This is a genomic window from Nocardia sp. NPDC051981, assembly GCF_040680715.1.
In the GTDB taxonomy this organism is placed as follows: domain Bacteria; phylum Actinomycetota; class Actinomycetes; order Mycobacteriales; family Mycobacteriaceae; genus Nocardia.
This window is the reverse complement of sequence record NZ_JBFAXK010000011.1, coordinates 91,294-110,139: the sequence shown is the minus strand read 5'-3', so window position 1 is coordinate 110,139 and position 18,846 is coordinate 91,294. Positions and strand designations below refer to the sequence as shown.

At 70.4% G+C, this 18,846-nt stretch carries 17 protein-coding genes; 11 read left to right on the top strand and 6 right to left on the bottom strand.

Annotation, left to right across the window (positions count from 1 at the left end; translation table 11 throughout):
• Positions 1-3: 3 nt before the first annotated feature.
• The gene (locus tag AB0L60_RS20665; protein ID WP_364616233.1) at positions 4-1,149 is read right to left on the bottom strand and encodes a polyprenyl synthetase family protein; all 1,146 of its coding nucleotides are present in this window, start codon (positions 1,147-1,149) and stop codon (positions 4-6) included.
• A 139-nt stretch (positions 1,150-1,288) separates the two neighbouring features.
• On the opposite strand from AB0L60_RS20665, the gene AB0L60_RS20660 reads away from it, so the two are divergent.
• Positions 1,289-2,287, top strand: coding sequence for a methylenetetrahydrofolate reductase (locus AB0L60_RS20660; RefSeq protein ID WP_364616230.1), 999 nt, complete (start codon positions 1,289-1,291; stop codon positions 2,285-2,287).
• A 93-nt stretch (positions 2,288-2,380) separates the two neighbouring features.
• Positions 2,381-3,166, top strand: coding sequence for a hypothetical protein (locus AB0L60_RS20655; RefSeq protein ID WP_364616227.1), 786 nt, complete (start codon positions 2,381-2,383; stop codon positions 3,164-3,166).
• 9 nt (positions 3,167-3,175) lie between these two features.
• On the opposite strand, the gene AB0L60_RS20650 is transcribed toward AB0L60_RS20655, so the two are convergent.
• The 5 genes from AB0L60_RS20650 to AB0L60_RS20630 all read right to left on the bottom strand — a co-directional run bounded on the left by AB0L60_RS20650 (position 3,176) and on the right by AB0L60_RS20630 (position 8,429).
• Positions 3,176-4,342, bottom strand: coding sequence for a glycosyltransferase family 2 protein (locus tag AB0L60_RS20650; RefSeq protein ID WP_364616224.1), 1,167 nt, complete (start codon positions 4,340-4,342; stop codon positions 3,176-3,178).
• A complete protein-coding gene (locus AB0L60_RS20645) occupies positions 4,339-5,022 on the bottom strand; it encodes a DUF3153 domain-containing protein (protein WP_364616221.1) in 684 nt (227 codons plus the stop codon). Before AB0L60_RS20645 ends, AB0L60_RS20650 begins: the two co-directional genes overlap by 4 nt.
• A 108-nt stretch (positions 5,023-5,130) precedes the next feature.
• Positions 5,131-5,943, bottom strand: coding sequence for a carotenoid biosynthesis protein (locus AB0L60_RS20640; RefSeq protein ID WP_364616219.1), 813 nt, complete (start codon positions 5,941-5,943; stop codon positions 5,131-5,133).
• Positions 5,944-6,204: 261 nt separating this feature from the next.
• Positions 6,205-7,821, bottom strand: a complete 1,617-nt coding sequence (locus AB0L60_RS20635; RefSeq protein WP_364616217.1) for an NAD(P)/FAD-dependent oxidoreductase — start codon at positions 7,819-7,821, stop codon at positions 6,205-6,207.
• Positions 7,818-8,429 carry an N-acetyltransferase gene (locus AB0L60_RS20630; RefSeq protein ID WP_354843045.1) on the bottom strand — a complete coding sequence of 204 codons (612 nt, stop codon included), beginning with the start codon at positions 8,427-8,429 and terminating at the stop codon, positions 7,818-7,820. Before AB0L60_RS20630 ends, AB0L60_RS20635 begins: the two co-directional genes overlap by 4 nt.
• Positions 8,430-8,637: 208 nt before the next feature.
• On the opposite strand from AB0L60_RS20630, the gene AB0L60_RS20625 reads away from it, so the two are divergent.
• The 9 genes from AB0L60_RS20625 (at position 8,638) to mraY (ending at position 18,813) form a co-directional block, all read left to right on the top strand.
• The gene (locus AB0L60_RS20625) at positions 8,638-9,078 is read left to right on the top strand and encodes an SAV_6107 family HEPN domain-containing protein (protein ID WP_354843042.1); all 441 of its coding nucleotides are present in this window, start codon (positions 8,638-8,640) and stop codon (positions 9,076-9,078) included.
• 125 nt (positions 9,079-9,203) lie between these two features.
• Positions 9,204-9,629: a DUF3040 domain-containing protein gene (locus tag AB0L60_RS20620; protein WP_364616212.1), complete on the top strand. Its 426-nt coding sequence runs from the start codon at positions 9,204-9,206 to the stop codon at positions 9,627-9,629.
• Positions 9,630-10,089: 460 nt separating this feature from the next.
• Positions 10,090-10,521, top strand: a complete 432-nt coding sequence (gene mraZ, locus AB0L60_RS20615) for a division/cell wall cluster transcriptional repressor MraZ (RefSeq protein WP_213560465.1) — start codon at positions 10,090-10,092, stop codon at positions 10,519-10,521.
• Positions 10,522-10,705: 184 nt separating this feature from the next.
• A complete protein-coding gene (gene rsmH, locus AB0L60_RS20610; protein ID WP_364616208.1) occupies positions 10,706-11,686 on the top strand; it encodes a 16S rRNA (cytosine(1402)-N(4))-methyltransferase RsmH in 981 nt (326 codons plus the stop codon).
• A gap of 55 nt (positions 11,687-11,741) precedes the next feature.
• Positions 11,742-12,410 carry a hypothetical protein gene (locus AB0L60_RS20605; protein ID WP_364616205.1) on the top strand — a complete coding sequence of 223 codons (669 nt, stop codon included), beginning with the start codon at positions 11,742-11,744 and terminating at the stop codon, positions 12,408-12,410.
• Between the two features lie 235 nt (positions 12,411-12,645).
• Positions 12,646-14,403: a penicillin-binding protein 2 gene (locus AB0L60_RS20600; RefSeq protein WP_364616561.1), complete on the top strand. Its 1,758-nt coding sequence runs from the start codon at positions 12,646-12,648 to the stop codon at positions 14,401-14,403.
• Positions 14,404-14,642: 239 nt separating this feature from the next.
• On the top strand, positions 14,643-16,259 hold the full coding sequence (locus tag AB0L60_RS20595; protein ID WP_364616202.1) for a UDP-N-acetylmuramoyl-L-alanyl-D-glutamate--2,6-diaminopimelate ligase: 1,617 nt from the start codon (positions 14,643-14,645) through the stop codon (positions 16,257-16,259).
• Positions 16,256-17,740, top strand: a complete 1,485-nt coding sequence (murF, locus tag AB0L60_RS20590; RefSeq protein WP_364616199.1) for a UDP-N-acetylmuramoyl-tripeptide--D-alanyl-D-alanine ligase — start codon at positions 16,256-16,258, stop codon at positions 17,738-17,740. The genes AB0L60_RS20595 and murF overlap by 4 nt, the downstream gene beginning before the upstream one ends.
• Entirely contained in the window at positions 17,737-18,813 is a 1,077-nt protein-coding gene (mraY, locus tag AB0L60_RS20585; RefSeq protein WP_354843024.1) for a phospho-N-acetylmuramoyl-pentapeptide-transferase, read from the top strand. The genes murF and mraY overlap by 4 nt, the downstream gene beginning before the upstream one ends.
• The last annotated feature ends 33 nt before the right edge of the window (positions 18,814-18,846 follow it).

The window sequence follows — 18,846 nt, the reverse complement described above, 5'->3', positions numbered from 1 at the left end:
CGGTCAGTAGGAGCGCGCGGTGGCGGCCAGGGCCATGGCGCGCAGCTGCCGTTTGGCGTCCGGGGTGGCGGTGCTGGCGTCCAGGGCGGTGAGCGCCTGGTCGGTGAGCGAGCCGATCCGCTTCTCCACGGCGTCGGCCGCGCCGAGTTCGGTGAGGACCGTACGCAATTCGGCGACCTGCTCGGGGGTGATGTCGGTGCCGAGGCTGGAGCGGATGAGGTCCGCGGCGGCCGGGGCGGTGGCGTCGGCGCGCCGCAGGGCCTCGGCGATGAGGACGGTGCGCTTGCCCTCGCGCAGGTCGTCGCCGGAGGGCTTGCCGGTGACGGCGGGATCGCCGAAGACGCCGAGCAGGTCGTCGCGCAGTTGGAAGGCGATGCCGATATCGGTGCCGAATTCGCGGTAGGCGGCGACCAGCTCGGGGGAGGCCCCGGCCAGCGCCGCGCCCAGGTGCAGCGGGCGCTCGATGGTGTATGCCGCGGTCTTGTACCGGTTGATCCGCAGCGCGGCCTCCACGGTCTCGTCGCCGGCGGACTCGCCGTGGATGTCGAGCAGCTGACCGCCCAGCACCTCGGTGCGCATGGCCGCCCACACCGGGGCGAAGCGCGCGGCGGCGTCGGCGGGCAGGCCGGCGTCGCGGGTCATGTCGTCGGCCCAGGCCAGGGCCAGATCGCCGATGAGGATGGCGACGCTCACGCCGTAGTGGTCGCTGTCACCCACCCAGCGCTGATCCCGGTGCCGCTGTTCGTAATCCACGTGCACGGTCGGGAAGCCACGCCGGGTGCGCGAGGAGTCGATGATGTCGTCGTGGATGAGCGCGCACGCCTGCACCAGTTCCAGCGCCGAGCACGCGGTGAGCACGGCGTCGGCGTCGGGGTCCTCGGCGCTGCGGCCCGCGCCCAGCCAGCCGGTCCACGCGAAGGAGGGCCGGGTCCGCTTGCCGCCGCGAATGACGAAGTCCTCCAGGGCCGCCGCCGCATCCAGGAACACCGGTCCGAGCGGCGCGACGATCGGTTCCCGGGTGCGGAAGAAGGCGATGAGACGGTCCTCCACGGCGGCGACGAGTGATCCCGCGCCGACCGGGTGGCGGGTCGGGGTACCGGGTCCGGCGGACAGGGGAGCCTCCTTGGTGAGAGCCGCGGCGCGGCGCATGCGCAGCCAGCGGGGTTGTGTCCGACTCTACCGACCACCGTGTCGCCGACGGGAATCGGTCGGGTTCGAATCGGTCTCACCTGCTGGGATAAGCGCAGGTCGCGGTCCAGCACCCGGTGCGGGCCCGTAAAATGTTCGCGTGAGTTTCGACAATGTACGGGGATATTCGACCCCAGGCCGAGTTTCCCGCACGCCTCGGGCGTCCGGAACTCGCTCCATAGTTCAGCAGCTGGGCCCGCGCCCGGACGGGTCGATTCCGTTCTCGGTCGAGTTCAATCCGCCGCGCGACGCCGCCGGTGAGGCACGGCTGTGGCGGGCCGCACGCGAGTTCGAGCGGCTGCACCCGGCCTTCGTGTCCATGACCTACGGTGCGGGCGGCTCCACCCGCGATCGCACCATCCGGGTCACCGGCCAGCTGGCGCGTGAGACCACGCTGCTCACGGTCGCGCACCTGACCGCGGTGGATCACTCGGTTGCCGAGCTGCGGTCGATCGTCGGCGCCTACGCCGACGCCGGCATCCGGAATCTGCTGGTACTGCGCGGCGATCCGCCCGGCGACGTGCTGGGGGAGTGGGTCAAGCACCCCGAGGGCGTCGAGTACGCCGACGAACTCGTGCGCATCGTCCGTGACCTGGGCGACTTCCATGTGGGTGTGGCCTCGTTCCCGCAGGGCCACCCGCGCTCCACCGACCTCGACCAGGACACCCACTTCCTGGTGTCGAAACTCCGTGCGGGCGCGGAGTATTCGATCACCCAGATGTTCTTCGACGTGGAGCACTATCTGCGCCTGCGGGATCGGGCCATCGCCTGCGATCCGGTCGAGGGCGCCAAGCCGATCATTCCCGAGCTCATGCCGGTCACCTCGCTGCGCACGGTGCAGCGCGCGGAGGAGCTGTCGGGCCGTCCGCTGCCGGCCGCGGTGATGGAGCGGCTGCGGAAGGCCGCGGGCGACGGGCCGGAGGAGGATCGCGCCGCGGTCCGCGAGGTCGGCATCGAGATCGCCACGGAGATGGCCCAGCGCCTCATCGCCGAGGGCGCGCCCTGCCTGCATTTCATCACGCTGAATTTCGCCAAGACCACCAGCGAAGTTCTAGCGAACCTTGGTTACACCATGTCGGCGACTCCGGCGAACGCCTGATCCAGCCACCCGGCATGCCGGATCAAATCCCAGGTATGTGCTGGTCAGCGGAGTAGCGTCGCCCTCGATTCGTGACCTCGAGGGGAGCTATCCATGTCCGTGTTCCACAGTCTCGTCCGTGTCGCAGGCGCTGTCGGCGCCTGCGCCGTCCTGACTGCCGCCGGTCCGGCAACCCTGGCCGGCCCGGCCGCCGCGGCCCCCGCCGATTCGCCCGCGGCGGCCGTAACCCAGGAGGCGGCCGCCGCCCTGGCAGCCATCACCGCCGTGGGCAATACCGCCGGGTCCGATCGATCGGCCAGATCCAATACCGCCGGCCCATCCGACTGGCTCTCGGCCTACGATCAAGCCGTCGACGGCTTGAAGGCCCTGGGCATCCAGCCCTTCCTCTACCCGACCGCCTCCCCCTTCTGCCTCGGCGGCACCACCCTCGGCATCGCCCCCGGCGTGGCGGGCGCCATCCCCGGCCCGTGGCCCAAGTACACGGTGTCCATTCCCGGCCTCGATCTTTCGGCCGTCAAGGCGGGTCAGACCATGTTCGCCTTCGTCCCCTACGGCATCAGCCCCGACGGCGCCGACACCTCCGGCATGCAGGTCGCCTGGTTCAACCTGTCCACCGGCCGCGGCGGCCTCGTCCCCATGGGTCCCCTGAGTCAGGTCCTCAACGCCATGATCCCGCCCCAGGTCCCCGCCGAACTCCGCCCCACGGTCGAACAGGCCGTCCACGACTACTTCACCGCCGCGCTCCCCGTCGGCGGCGTCCGCGCGGTCCCCGTCACCACCGGCTCCGGCACCGTCCTCGCCGCCGTCTTCGGCACCGTTCGCAACGGCACCTCCACCTGCTTCTTCCTCCCGACCATCGGCATGGCCCCCGTCTCCTGACGGGCAGGGTCAGCGGGTGCCGAGCGGGCGGTCCCTCCAGCGCAGCCCGCCCGCCCGGTGCGCGCGATGGGAGCGGGCCGACAGCGTCAGGTAGACCGCGACCGACAACGGGTGTGCCAGCGCGGCAACGACATCCGCGCTGCCCGGGGTGCCCCCGCTCTCGGTCGAGCGGGCCAGCAGCCGGGCGGTGACCGCTGCGCCGTAACCCAGCAGTCCCATCCGGCGCAGCCGCCCCCGCCCGCAGATCGCTGCCAGTGGCGGGGCCCAGAACGCCAGGGCCGCAATCGAACCGACCGCGAGGCTGCCGGCCGGGCCGCCGTAGGCGGACCACAGCCAGCGGGTGTATCCCTCGGTCAGTTCATTGGCGTTGCGGTACATCCGTGTTTCGGCGAGGGGACCCGCCGTAACCAGGGCGGTGTGGCCTCCGCTGCGGCGGAGGCGGCGGGCGATCGCCAGGTCTTCGGTCATGCTGTCGGCGACGGTCGCGTGACCACCGAGGGCGGCGTAGGCCGCGGCGTCGAAGACCAGGAACTGGCCGCAGGCTACGGCCATCGAGGGGCGCAGGGTGCGGTTGGCCAGGGCGACGGGCAAGGTCGAGGCCCAGGACCAGCACAGGAGCGGCTGGATGAGGCGCTCCACGGGCGATTCGGCGCGCTGCCGAGGCCACGGGCACACCAGGTCCGCTGGGGCCGAACGCAATTCGCGCACGGCTGCCGCCAGCGCGGCGGGCGCGAGTCGGATGTCGGCGTCGAGGAAGATCAGCGCGCCGGCGCGGGATCCGGATGTGGGCGGCTCGAGGGCGAGATCGGCCAGGCGGGCGCAGGCGGCGGTCTTGCCGGTCCAGCCGGGGGCGGGATCGATGTCGTTGCGGGAGAGCAGGAATCGGTTGTCGTCGCCGATGGCGGTGCGGGCGGCGGCGGTGGTGCCGTCGGTGGAGCCGTCGTCGAGGATGAGGATCCGGAGCCGTGGAATGCCCTGCTGGGCACGCAGATCGGCGATGAGGGCGGGGATGCGGGCGGCCTCGTTGCGAGCGGGGACGCAGACCGTGACCGGTTCGGTGACGGGTCGGTCGGCCGGCCGGAGGCGGCGGGTGCCGAGGCGGTTCGCCAGGGCGGTGGCGGCGCCGAGGGCGGCGACGGCGCTACCGGCCGCCACCGCCCTGGCGGCGAGGGTCATCGAGTCTTGGTGCGATCGGGGCGCAGCCAGCGGGCCGCGCGGACGTAGGCCGGCGGGTCGGGGTTGCGGGTCATGAAGGCGAGGACCGCGACCACGGCCGCCACCGCGAGGGTGATGCCGCCGACGATGCCCGCCCAGCCGGCGAAGGAGCGCGTATTCGGGTCCGCGTAGCCGACTTCCGCGCGCAGCGTGCTGACATCGCCGGCGGGAAGCTTCCAGGACACCACGGAGTCGCCCTCGCGGGTGCCGTTGGTGGTGGCGACGCGCGCCGGGAAGGCCACGGTCAGCTGCACGTCGGAACCCTGGGGCGGCAGGCTCTTCAGGTCCACCCGGCCGGTCAGGGTGACCAGGTCGCCGGTGCGGCTGAAGACCAGGTTGAACATGCCGGAGGTCTGGTCGGACATGCCGCCCAGCTGCTGCACCTCACCGAAGGTGAGGTCGTCGAAATACACCTGGCTGCCGACGTATCCGTCCTGCGTGTAGGAATCCACCCGCACCTTGCCCTGCAAGCCGTCGGGCGCCTTCAGCTGCGGCCCCTTGTCCTTGTCGTTCTGGGGCACGGCCGCCGCGACGATGCGGCCCGACACCCGGTCATTGGAGGACACACCCATCGACACCTGCACCCGCAGGCATCCGGTCAGCATGACGGCGAGCCCCGCGAACAGGACTACGGCCAGCATCCGCACCCACCGGCGCGGTCGCCGCGCTCCCGATGCGCTGGGATCCGACGGTGTCATGGATTCGGGCGTTTCCTCTGCTGTCGACATGTTGGGACTCGGCTGCACGGGTCACATCGTGCCATGCGCCCCGGGCCACAGGGTGATTCGACGGGCGCTCAGCGTCCGAACCAGCGGAATCCCCAGCAGACCGAGCCCACAGAACCCGTAGCCGGCCGAGATCGGCAGCCCCAGGAACACCGCGTGCGCCAGCGTCGAGCCCAGCCAGGTCCACAGGAACAACGCCACCGGCACCATTCGCGCCGCGCCGGTATCCGGAGCGGTCCGATCCCACCACTCCAGCAATCCCGCCATCGCCAGCGCGACCGCGAACCAGCCGGCATAGTTGGTAACCGGAATCTGGCCCAGCCCGGGCAGTCCGGCTACCGTCGAGCGCCACGTCCACCGCCCATCCGCGACCATCTGTGGATCCAGGAACAGATCCCACCCGACGGCCCCGAGCGCCGTCAGCGAAATCCGTCCGGCCGCACCACGAACCAGTATCCCGGCCACCACCCACACCGGATACAGGCCACCGGTCCAGGCCAGCGGCACGATCAGCGGCACCCCGAGCAGCTCGGGCCCCAGCCGCCCGCTCGCATAGTCGTAGCTACCGAACGGGAACCCGGTCGCGATCCCCAGCGCCTCCGCACCGAACCCGATCCCGGACACGATCGCCAGCAAACCCACAGCCCACCGCACCCCGTGCGTCACCCCGGCATGCACGAGGGCCGTCCCCAGCGAGAGCAATACGACCGCCACGGTCACCCGATCCCGCACCACCCCGTGCGACAGCGGATACGCAATCTGCATCAGCACCAGCAACACCGCCGGGATCGCAGTGATCCTCGTGGCCTGGTCGGCCGCCGCGGTCAACGTATGCATCCGGCTGCCCACCATGTCCCGATCAGCCGATCTCCGGGCCGGTCGCCGTGTCGGACCCGCGACTGCTCGGCGGCCGGATGGTCGAAACGGGACGGCATCCGCGAACCGGCCGTCGAGGGTGCGGTGCGGGCCACGTCACCGCCGGCGCCGTACAGGAGGCGGGCCGCGCGCCGGTCCGCCATGCGGTATCGCCGCCGGGTGCCGTCGGCTCCGGTTCAGCCGCAACCGGATTCGCGGCGGAGCAGGATAGTCCGGGGTCCGTCATCGACGCGGCGCGAGGAGGCGGCGCGGTCGCAGGTCGTGTTCGACCAGGCGGGCCGCGCTGCGTCCGCTCGCACCGGAGACGCCGCCGCCGGGATGCGTGGACGCGCCCGTGAGGTACAGCCCCGGCGCCCCCGGAACCCGCTGCCCCGAGAGTTCGGGCAACGGCCGCCACATGAACATCTGGTCGATGGACATCTCGACGTGCATGACATTGCCGCCCAGCAGGCCCATCTCGCGTTCCAGGTCGGCGGGCGTCTGGACGAAGCGCTGCGTCACCGTCCCGGCGAATCCCGGTGCGTGCGCGTCGACTTCGGCGATGATGCGGTCGGCCTCGCGGTCGGCGTGCGCGGACCAGGCGGTGCCGTCGGCCAGGTCATAGGGATGCCACTGCGACCACAGCGTGACCTGATGCTCGCCCGCGGGCGCGATGCTCGGATCCAGGGCGCTGAAACTCATGGCCAGCACGACCGGTCGCGGCGGCAGATCCCCGGCCAGCGCGGCGCCGTGCGCGCGGCGCAGGTCGCGGCGATCGGTGACGAGAAGCTGCAGCCCGTGGGCGGACTCGGCGGTCTCCGCGCCCGGATACCGGGGCAGGTCGCTGAGTGCGGCCCGCACCACCATGCCGATGCCCGGCCCCACCCGGATGCGCCGCCGCCAGCCGGCGAGCACCCTGGCGTCGAATCCGCCCTGCTCCAACAGGTTCAGCGTGGTGAGGATGTGGGTGCCCGCGATCACGGTGTCCGCCTGCACGTTTCGCCCGTCCGCGGTGCGCACCTCCCAGGCGTCCCCGGTCCGGGCGATGGCGGTGACCGCGTCCCCGGCGCTCACGATGCCGCCGTCGGACTTCAGCCGCGCCACCAGCGCCGTCGTCAGCGCCCCGCTGCCGCCGACCGCCCGTCCAGGCGGCAGTGTGTGCATGAGTGCCGCGAATCCCACCATGGGCGCGGACCCGGGTTCGGACATGGGTGGCCCGGACTGTGCGCCGAACCAGGCCAGCGCGGCCTTGAGCCGTTCACTGTCGAAGAGGCTGTCCAGCAACGCGTCTCCGGTCTGCATCATCTCCCGCGACAGGGCCCCGGCACTGGTGCGGCCGGTCGCCCCGGCGGCCTCGCGAGGGTCCATGCCCCAGAACGCCTTCAGCAGGTTCCCGCCCGTCGGCGTCGCCGAGAACGCCCGCATCACCCGGGCGCTGCGCGGCCCCCACACCGTCACGAACCGTCGATACGCCTCGGCATCCCGTTCCCCGCACGCCGCCGCGATGGACGCGCAGGTCCGGTCCACATCGCGATGGAACACGATCGGCGGCAGCCCGCTCCCGGGCGGTGCGGGCGCGAAAGCCCATGGGTCGCAGTCGATGTACCGCAGCCCGAACCGGGCCAGCTCCAGTTCCTCGATGATCCCGGTGTGCCGGATCATGATGTGCGCCGACGAGCCCCGATCGACCAGGTGACCCGGGAACCGTTCCACGGTGGACACCGCCCCGCCCAGCACGGTGTCGCGCTCGAGCACCTCGACCCGATGCCCGGCCCGCGCCAGATAGCAGGCCGCGACCAGCGCATTGTGCCCGGAACCGACGATGACGACGCGGCGGGCGCCGAGGTCGCCGCGGCTCACAGGGGCAGCCGCCGGCCGAGCACCGCGAAGCGCCGGGTGTCGCCGGAGAAGATGAAGTGCCGCACCACATCTCCGAACCCCTGCCGCCGATACAGCCGCCAGGCCCGGTTGGATTCCCGATCCACCTCGGGTGTGGACAGCAGCACGGTCGGCTCGGGCCGGTTCTGCAGCAGCCGGGTGAGCAGGATCTCGCCGAGCCCGCGGCCCTGGGCCGCCGGGTGCACGTGCAGCTCGGTGAGTTCGAAGTAGTCCGAAAGCAGTTCTCGTGCGGCGTGTTCAGGCCATCCGGTGCGCCGCATGCCGCTGTACACCTGCTGGTGCCACCACTGGTGCGGCGCGCCGTGATACCCGTAGGCGATGGCCACGATGGGCGCGGTGCGCAGGTCGAGCCGTCCGTCGTCGTCGGGCAGCACCGCCGCCACCGCCTGCCAGCCGGGCCGGGTGGTGTGCTCGGTCCACATGGGCGCGCGCTGGTGTTCGGTGCCGCGCGGGTAGTCCATCGCCGCCACGTAGACCGAGAGGGCGTCGTGCAGCCGGTGCCGCAGGGTAGCGGCCGACAGGTCGACCACCACGGGCGCGGGCGTCGGTTTGGGGGTGACTGCGGTCATCGGCTGGACGCAACTCTCGTTGGCGCGGACGGATGGGTCGACAGTAGCGCCACGCGGAGGCGTCAACTTGTCGGTGGGTCTCTCTATATTCAAACGCACGAGAAACCTTCGAATATCTGTTCGATCTTTCCGGCGGGCGAAATGCCTGATCGGGACCGGATGTCCTCCTGGAAGGCGAATCAGGTGTACGAGTGGGGAGGTACCCGAAATGAGCGGGAAAACTGAACGACCGGGCCATCCCGGCCGCGCCGGCGATCTACTGCGCAAGGCGGACGGTCTATTGCTGGCAGCCCAGGGGGAAACCGACCCGGCGGAGCGCTTTCGTACGGCCTACCTCGCCGCCCTGCGCGGTGCGGGCGCTGTGCTGGCCCTCACAGGGGCAGACCGCGCGCCCCGCGCGCGTTCTCGCAACGCCTGGGTCCTGATGCAGCGCGCGGCACCGGAATTCGTGATGTGGGCGGACTATTTCACCGGTCAATCCGAGACCAGAGCGGCCCTGGAGGCCGGGTTGCCGCGGCCCATCGACGATCGCCGCGCGGACGAGTTCGCTTCGCGGGTAAACGCATTCCTGCACGACGTGGCGGACCTGCTGGCCGCCGCCGCCCGCCTGCGCCCCAGTTCAGGGTGGGTAACCGGAATGCTGGCGTGAGTATCGGCGAGTAGGTGGTCGCGGTCTGATCGAACTCGTATTATTGGTGACAGACAGCCGCCAAGGTCGGCTATCCGTCGCTTACCCGGAGGCGACCGCCACCACCTAGTGCCGGGGGAGGTACCGTGCCACTCTCCGAGCACGAGCAGCGCATGCTCGAACAGATCGAGAGCGCGCTCTATGCTGAGGATCCGAAGTTCGCCTCGACTGTTCGGGGTGGACGGTTACGTTCTGCCACCGGTCGACGCAGACTTCAGGCGGCCGCCCTGTTCGTCCTCGGTCTGTTCCTATTGGTGGCCGGTATTGCCGCACCGTTCAAGCCGGGCGGCTTCCCGATCATCAGTCTGGTCGGATTCATCGTCATGTTCAGCGCGGGTGTGCTGTTGCTGATCGGTGGCCCTCGGATGGGTGCGCCGAGCAGTCGCGGCTCCGATGCGCATCCCAGCGCGGGTGGCGCTCCCGGCGCCGGCCGCGGGAAGCCCCGGAAGCAGGGCGGGTTCTCCGCGCGGATGGAGGACCGGTTCCGCAAGAGGTTCGAACAGGACAGTTGACCGGGCTGCCGTGCCGCCGAAGGCTTTCGGCGCCGCGCGGCAGCGGACCGTGATCGGCTAACTGAATATCCAGCGACACGCCGTGGCGCCACACCGATTTGAGGTGTGGCGCCACGGCGTTTCTCGTTGGCGCCGATTCGGCGTGTCGGGTGCGGTCGGGGACTCCCCACACCTCCCCACGGGGCTTCCCGACCGCGCCCCACGAATGCCGGAAATGCACGCTATCTGCGGGTTTGCTGGCGGTTTTCGGATGCCCGCCGGCGCGCGTCGCGCGTGTCGGGGGAACTGGGCGAAATCTCCCCCACCTCGGTGATAGCTGGTGTGACCTGCGAAGTTAGCCAAGTGGGGACCGAGATCACCGACGCTTTCGATTGAAAGTGGGGGAAAGTGGGGTAATGTGGAGCCCGCACTACAGGAGGCCGAACAGTCGAGAGGGTGATCCGGCAGGAGGTGTCGAGGCTTGTTTCTCGGGACCTATACCCCTCGGTTGGACGACAAAGGGCGACTGACGTTGCCTGCGAAGTTCCGGGACGAGCTGGCGGGAGGGTTGATGGTCACGAAGGGACAGGACCACAGCCTTGCCGTGTATCCCAAGGACGAGTTCACCGCGCTGGCGCGGAGAGCCGCGGCGGCATCCCGGTCCAATCCGCAGGCCCGCGCATTCGTCCGGGCCTTGGCCGCTTCCAGTGATGAGCAGCGTCCGGACGCACAGGGCCGGATCATGCTGTCGGCCGAGCATCGCCGCTACGCCAATCTGTCCAAGGATTGCGTGGTGATCGGCTCGGTCGACTTCCTCGAAATATGGGACAAGACGGCGTGGGATTCCTACCTCGCCGAACACGAGGAGGATTACTCGCAGGCCAGAGACGAGTCGCTGGGCGAGATCTTCTAGCCCGCAACGAGGCGAGTGCCCTGCGGCCTCTGCCCGACACCGACCCTGACGTACTTCCCCAACGCCAGGTGCGGTGCTTCGGTCAGAGACCACGGGGCATTCGCCCAATTCGAAGGTCCTTTTCGCTAGCGACCCCAGGTGGCCGTGCGAATGAAACGTGAGGCAGGAATTCCGGGAGGTCGACGTGCACCGAGGCAGTGACGGCCCCCGCCATGTTCCGGTTCTCCTTCATCGCGCCGACGAAATCCTCGGTCCCGCACTGCATTCCGAGGGTGCGGTCTACCTGGACTGCACGCTGGGGCTCGGCGGTCATGCCGAGTACTTCCTGCAGACGTACCCGAACATCCGCCTGGTCGGGCTGGATCGCGACGCCGCGGCGCTGAAACTGGCGGGCGAGCGACTAGCCCCGTTTCGGGACCGGATCACCCTGGTGCACACCAGGTATGACGGCATCGCGCCCGCGCTGGAGCAGGCCGGGCTACCCGACAAGGGTTCGGTCAGCGCGATTCTGATGGACCTGGGTGTGTCCTCCATGCAGCTGGACGAGGCCGACCGCGGCTTCGCCTACTCCATCGACGCACCGCTGGACATGCGGATGGACTCCAGCACCGGTCCCACGGCCGCCGACGTGCTCAACACCTACAGCCACGGCGAGCTGGCCCGGGTGCTGAAAACCTATGGTGAGGAACGGTTCGCGGGCAAGATCGCCGCCGAGATCGTGCGGCGTCGCCAGCGCACCCCGTTCACCACCAGCGCGCAGCTGGTGGAGCTGCTCTACGACGCCATCCCGGCCGCGGCCCGGCGCACGGGCGGGCATCCGGCCAAGCGCACCTTCCAGGCCTTGCGGGTGGAGGTCAACCGCGAACTGGAGTCCCTGGAGGCCGCGCTGCCCGCGGCGCTGGACGCGCTGGCCCCGGGCGGCCGCATCGTGGTCATGAGTTACCAGTCCCTGGAGGACCGGGTGGTGAAGGCGGCGCTGGCCAAGCGGTCGGTATCGCGCACCCCCCTGGGCCTGCCGGTCGAATTGCCGGGTATGGGACCGGAATTCAGGATTCTGACCCGCGGCGCGGAGAAGGCCACCGAGCAGGAGATCGAGGACAACCCGCGGGCCGCTCCGGTGCGCATGCGGGCGGCCGAACGGATCGTAGGGGAGGAGCAATCGTGAGGTTCCGGGGTGGAACGGCGCATCGAGCGGGCATCCGCTGGATCGGAGCCGCACTATGACGATCAGGACGCAGGCGACGGGCCGGGGGGCCCGCCGGGTGCAGGCCGCCGAACGGGTGAAATCGGGTGCGGCGCAACGGGCCTACGCGCGCCGGCGCAATCGGGAGGGCGGGGCCGACCTGCCGGGTATGCGCCGCGGTCGGCGCAGCGATCCGATGCCGCGCGGCCGCATGTCCTTCGTGGCCACCATCATCGCGCTGCTGGGCTGCGGTCTGGCGCTGACGCTGCTGCTCACCACCCGCGCCACCGAGGACAGCTATCAGCTCGGCGATCAGCGCCGCGCCAACCAGAAGCTGTCCGACGAGCGGGACGCGCTGCAGCGTGAGGTGGCCTCCGCCGATTCGGCTCCCGAATTGGCCAAGCGCGCAGCCGAACTGGGCATGATCCCGGCCAAGGATCCGGCCCGGCTGGTGATCGGCCCGGACGGTCAGGTCACCGTGGTCGGCAATCCGCAGCCCGCCGAGGGCGCGCCCGCACCGCCGCTCAACACGACGCCGCCGGCCCCCCCGCCGCCATCGAAGCTGCAGCAGGCTCAGGGTGAGCGGGTGGTCCCGGTGACCACGACGCCCGCCCCGCCGAGCACCACCGCCGCGAATCCCGTTCCGGCGGCGCCGATCACGATTCCGCAGAACCCGCAGGTGCAGGCGAACGGAGCGCCCCGATGAGCCGCGCCGCGGCGCCGGCGAACGGGGCTGGTCGATGAGCCCTACCCGCGCGGGGCGCGGGCGCGATTCCGGCCGGGGCCGGTCCGATTCCGGTCGAGGGCGGGTCGCCGCCGCCGGCCGGAGCCGGTCGGGTTCCGGCCGTGCCGGTTCGGGGCCGGGCCGGCAGTCCAGACCGCGGCCCGCTCCGGGATTGGACTCGGGCACGCGCTTCCGGTTCGGGGTGGGCCGGCTGGTCATGCTGGTGGCGCTCGCGGTGGCGGCCATCCAATTGCTGTGGGTGCAGAGTATTTCCGCGCCGAAGCTGTCGGCGGAGGCGGCCAGCCAGCGCACCGTGAAGGTGGCCGATCCGGCCAACCGGGGGCCGATCACGGATCGGTACGGGAAGTCGCTGGCATTCACCATCGCGGCGAAGGAGCTGAGCTTCCAGCCGGTGCGGGTGCGCAAGGATTTGGCGGACGCGCACGACAAGACGCCGAAGACCGCGCCGGATCCGGATGATCGGCTGGCGGCCATCGCGAAATACATTCACGAGAAGCTGGGCAATGACGCGCCTGAGAAGGACATCCTGGCCAAGCTGAAGAGCGACGAGCCGTTCGTGTACCTCGCGCGGAATGTGGACCCCCGGGTCGCCTCGGACATCACTCTGCAGTTCCCCGAGGTCGGGATGGATCGGCAGGATATGCGCGAGTACCCGGGTGGGTCCCTGGCCGCCAATGTGATCGGCGCGACCGGCTGGGACGGGCACGGCCAGATCGGCCTGGAGTCCTCGATGGACGCGCTGCTGGCCGGCTCCGACGGCTCGGAGACCTACGACCGCGGCTCCGACGGCGCGGTGATCCCGGGTTCGTGGCGTGATCGCCAGCCCGCGGTGAACGGCTACGGCCTCGAGCTCACCCTGGATTCGGATCTGCAGTACTACGTGCAGCAGCAGGTGCAGCAGGCCAAGGACCTCTCGGGCGCGAGCGCGGCCTCGGCGGTGGTGCTGGACGTGCACACCGGCCAGGTGCTGGCGATGGCCAATGACAACACCTTCAATCCCGCCATGGGACCGCGGTATTGGTCCACCACCGATCTGGGCAATCCGTCGGTGCAGGAGGTGTTCGAGCCGGGCTCCGTGAACAAGATCGTCACCGCGGCCGCGGCCATCGAGTACGGCCTCACCACTCCCGATGAGGTGCATCAGGTTCCGGGCAGCATCTTCATGGGCGGCGTCACCGTGCACGACGCCTGGGAGCACGGTGTCGCCCCCTACACGACCACCGGCATCTTCGGTAAGTCCTCGAACGTGGGCACCCTGATGCTGGCGCAGCGCGTCGGCGAGGACCGCTATTTCGACATGCTCAAGAAGTTCGGCCTGGGCCAGCGCACCGGCGTCGGGCTGCCGGGTGAGAGCGCGGGCGTGGTGCCCGCCCGGGACCAGTGGTCCGGCTCCACCTTCGCCAACCTGCCCATCGGCCAGGGCCTTTCGATGACGACCCTGCAGATGACCGCCATGTACCAGGCCATCGCCAATGACGGCGTGCGGATGCCGCCGCGCATCGTGAAGGCCAAGATCGCCCCGGACGGCACCCGCACGGAGGAGGAGCCGCCGGAGGGCGTCAGGGTGGTCACCCCGCAGACCGCGCAGACGCTGCGCCAGATGTTCCAGGCCATCGTGCAGAAGGATCCGCGTGGTATCCAGAGCGGCACCGGCAGTCCGGCCGCCGTGGAGGGCTATCAGATCGCGGGCAAGACCGGCACGGCCCAGCAGATCGACCCGAAGTGCCGCTGCTATTCCAGCGACCGCTACTGGATCACCTTCGCGGGCATGGCCCCCGCCGACAATCCCCGCTATGTCATCGGCATGATGCTGGATGCGCCGGTGCGCAGCTCCGACGGCAGTGGCGGCGGTTCGGCCGCGCCCCTGTTCCACAGCATCGCCTCGTGGCTGTTGCAGCGCGACCGCATCCCGCCGTCGCCGCCTGCCAAACAGCTGATTCTGCAGGCGAGTTAGAGCAGGGAGCGGATGGTTGTGACGCCCATCGCCGCCGGTGCGTACACCGGCGGGTGACGGAACTCCGCCGTGCCGATAGCGCGTCGATCGAACACAGGTAACCTGACACGTCGATCCGGTCATCCGGACCGATTCATGCATATGACCGCCCCTTGGAGAGGAGCTTCGTGCCCGCGCAGTCGGTTCCGTACAGCGGTGATCGAGCAGAGCCGCCGAGCGGAAGAACGGCGGAGCCGCAGGTGCTTCGGCCCGCCGCGCCGCCGGCGACCACCCTGCGCGCGGTGGCGGAGCTGACGGGCGCGCGGCCCGCGGAATTCGCAGTGGCTCTCGAGGACATCCAGGTCACCGGCATCGAGCAGCGCTCGAACGCGGTGCTGCCGGGTGACCTGTTCGCCAGTCTGGCCGGAGCCCACGCGCACGGCGCGCGCTTCGCCCACGACGCGGTCGAGCGTGGCGCGGTCGCGGTGTTCACCGATCCGGCGGGCGCGGAACTGATCGGCGAGATCGCCGTCCCGGTGCTCGTACACGACGCGCCGCGCACGGTGCTCGGCGAGTTGTCCTCGGCCCTTTACAGTGATCCGTCTCGCAAACTCCGCATCGTCGGTATCACCGGTACGTCCGGCAAGACGACCACGTCGTATCTGGTGGAGGCCGGGCTCGCCGCGGCCGGGCTGCGCACCGCCCTGATCGGCACCATCGAGACCCGTATCGGCGGCGTCCGGGTGCCCTCGGCGCTCACCACGCCCGAGGCTCCGCAGCTGCACGCCATGTTCGCGCTCATGGTCGAGCGGGGTGTGGACGCGGTGGTCATGGAGGTCTCCAGTCATGCCCTGGCGCTGGGCCGGGTGGACGGGGTGAGTTTCGCGGTCGGCGCGTTCACCAACCTGTCCCAGGACCACCTCGACTTCCACTCCGATTTCGAGGACTATTTCGCCGCCAAGCGCCGCCTGTTCATTCCGGACGGGCCGGACTCGGCCGCCGCGGCGCGCCCGTCGGTAGCCGCGCGCACGGCCGTGATCTGTGTCGACGACACGTGGGGCCGGCGCCTGGCAGACGACGTATCCGACTGTCTCGCAGCCGGATCCGGTGATACCACCGGCCGCTTGCGTACCGTGGCGACCCGGCCGGGCGTGCCCGCGGACTGGACCGCCGGTGCGGCCACCGCCGGACTGGGCGGCACCCAGGAGTTCACCGCTTCGGGGCCGGGTGTCAATGTGGATGTGCGGCTGCGGCTTCCGGGTGCGTACAACATCGCCAATGGAATCCTGGCCGTCGCGGTGTGCGCGGCAGCCGGGGTCGAGGCGGAGACTGCCGCTGCGGCGCTCGGCACGGTTGATGTGCCGGGCCGCATGCAGCGGGTGGATAAGGGTCAGGAGTTTCTGGCCGTGGTCGATTACGCGCACAAGCCCGCCGCGATCGAATCGGTCGTGGCGACCCTGCGCACGTGGTTGGCCGAAAAGGGGGAGGGCCGTCTGGCCGTAGTGGTGGGTGCGGGCGGTGATCGCGATGCCGGCAAGCGGCCCCTGATGGGTGCGGCGGCGGCGCGCGGCAGCGACCTGGCCATCATTACCGACGACAATCCGCGCAGCGAGGACCCGGCCGCCATCCGCGCCGCGGTGCTCGCCGGTGCCAGACAGGTACCGGTCGCGGAACGCGGTGAGGTCCGGGAGGTTGGGGACCGGGCGGCCGCGATCAAGACCGCCGTCGACTGGGCGCAGCCCGGCGACGTGGTGCTGGTCGCGGGCAAGGGACATGAGACAGGGCAGGAGATTTCAGGCGTGAAGCATCCGTTCGACGACCGCGAGGTACTCGCGGCCGCCCTGTCGGAAAAGACGAGGGACCTGACGCTTTCATGATCGAGATGACTTTGCGGGAGATCGCGGAGGTCGTCGGCGGCACGCTGCACGACGCCCCCGATCCCGAGGCGAAGGTCACCGGCTCGGCCGAATTCGATTCGCGCCGTATCGGTTCCGGTGACCTGTTCCTGGCGCTGCCCGGTGAGCGCGCCGACGGCCACGACTTCGCGGCGCAGGCCGTCGCGCAGGGCGCGGTCGCGGTGCTGGCCGCCCGGCCCGTCGGGGTGCCCGCCATCGTGGTGACACCCCGCCCCGGGAACACGCGCGCCATCGCGCTGGCCCACGACACCGACGGCTCCGGCGCGGCGGTGCTGGACGCGCTGGCCGCGCTGGCCCGCGTCAGTGTGGACCGGCTGGTCCGGGCCGGGAACCTGACGGTGGTCGGGGTGACCGGTTCCGCGGGCAAGACCTCCACCAAGGATCTGCTGGCGGCGGCGCTTGCCCCGCTGGGACCCGTTGTGGCCCCGCCCGGTTCGTTCAACAACGAGCTCGGCCACCCGTGGACCGCGCTGCGCGCCGACGCCGGCACCCGCTTCCTGGTGCTCGAGCTGTCCGCCCGCGGGCCCGGGCACATCAAGGCGCTGACCGAGATCGCCCCGCCGGGCGTGGGTGTGGTGCTCAATGTCGGCACCGCGCACCTGGGCGAGTTCGGCAGCCGCGAGGTCATCGCGCAGACCAAAGGCGAACTCGTCGAGGCGCTTCCGGCCTCCGGCCTGGCCGTCCTGAACGCCGACGACCACCTGGTCGCCAAGATGGCCGAACGGACCGCCGCCCGTGTGGTGACCGTCGGCCACGCCGCGCAGGCCGATGTCCGCGCCTCCGACGTGGTGCTCGACGATCGGGCCCGCGCCCGATTCACCTTGCACGCCAACGGCGAATCGATCGAGATCCAGCTGGCCGTGCACGGTGAGCACCAGGTCGGCAATGCGCTGTCCGCGGCCGCCGTCGCCCTGGACCAGGGCGCGGACCTCGCGACCGTCGCGCGGGCGCTGTCCGGCGCTACCGCCGTCTCGGCGCACCGTATGGACGTGCGGACCCGTGCCGACGGCGTCACCGTCGTCAACGACTCCTACAACGCCAACCCGGATTCGGTGCGCGCCGCGCTCAAGGCGCTGGTCACCATGTCCAAGGCCGGGACCGAGCCGCGCCCCAGCTGGGCGATACTCGGCGAAATGGCGGAACTGGGCGAGGAATCCGTCCTCGAGCACGACCGGATCGGCCGCCTGGTGGTGCGCCTGGATGTGGATCGGCTGGTCGTGGTCGGCCAGGGCCGCCCCGTGCGGGCCCTGTTCCAGGGCGCGGTGCAGGAGGGCTCCTGGGGTGAGGAGGCCGTCCACGTGCCGGACATCGACGCGGCCATCGCCCTGCTCGACGAGGAATTGGAGCCGGGTGCGGTGGTGCTGGTGAAGGGTTCGAACTCCGCGGGCCTGTGGACGGTCGCCGACCATCTGATCGGTGCGGATCAGGAGGCCGCGCGATGACCCAGATCCTCTTGTCGGCGGCCATCGCGCTGACCGTCTCCATCCTGCTGACCCCCGTGGTGATCCGCTACTTCGCCAAACAGGGCTTCGGACAGGAGATCCGGGTCGACGGCCCCGAGAGCCACAAGGCCAAACGCGGCACCCCCACCATGGGCGGCGTGGCCATCATGATCGGCATGTGGGCCGGCTACCTCGGTTCGCACCTGATCTCCATGACCTACGGCGAGCCGGGCCCCTCGGCCTCGGGCCTGCTGGTCATGGGCCTGGCCACCGCGCTGGGCTTCGTCGGCTTCACCGATGACCTGATCAAGCTGCGCAAGCAGCGCAACCTGGGCCTGACCGCCGCCGGCAAGTACATCGGCCAGCTCACCGCGGCCGTCGTCTTCGGCGTCCTGGCCCTGCAGTTCAAGAACATTCACGGCCTGACCCCCGGTGACAAGCGCCTGTCCTACACGCGTGACATCAATACGCTCTCGATGAGCGTGGTGGTCTTCCTGGCATTCGTCTGCCTGCTGGTGGTGGCCTGGTCCAACGCGGTGAACCTGACCGACGGCCTGGACGGCCTGGCCGCCGGCTCGATGAGCCTGGTGCTGGGCGCGTACATGATCATCACCTTCTGGCAGTGGCGTAACTCCTGCTCCGCGCACGCGGTCGCGGGCTGCTACCAGGTTCGGGATCCGCTCGATCTGGCCCTGGTCTGCGCCGCCGGCGGTGCGGCCTGTATCGGCTTCCTATGGTGGAATGCCGCGCCCGCCAAGATCTTCATGGGCGACACCGGCTCGCTGATGCTGGGCGGTCTGCTCGCGGGCCTGTCCATCACCACCCGCACCGAGCTGCTGATGGTCGTCATCGGCGCGCTGTTCGTGGCCGAGGCCGCGTCGGTGGTGCTGCAGGTGGCGGTCTTCCGCGCCACGCGCAATCGTCTGTTCAAGATGGCACCGTTCCATCACCACTTCGAGCTGAGCGGGTGGGCAGAGACCTCGGTCATCATCCGGTTCTGGTTGCTGGCCGGTATGGCCTCGGCGATCGGACTGGGCCTGTTCTACAGCGAATATCTTTCTGCGGCAGGGTGAGTGAGCAATGTCCGAACATTCTCCGAGGGTCCT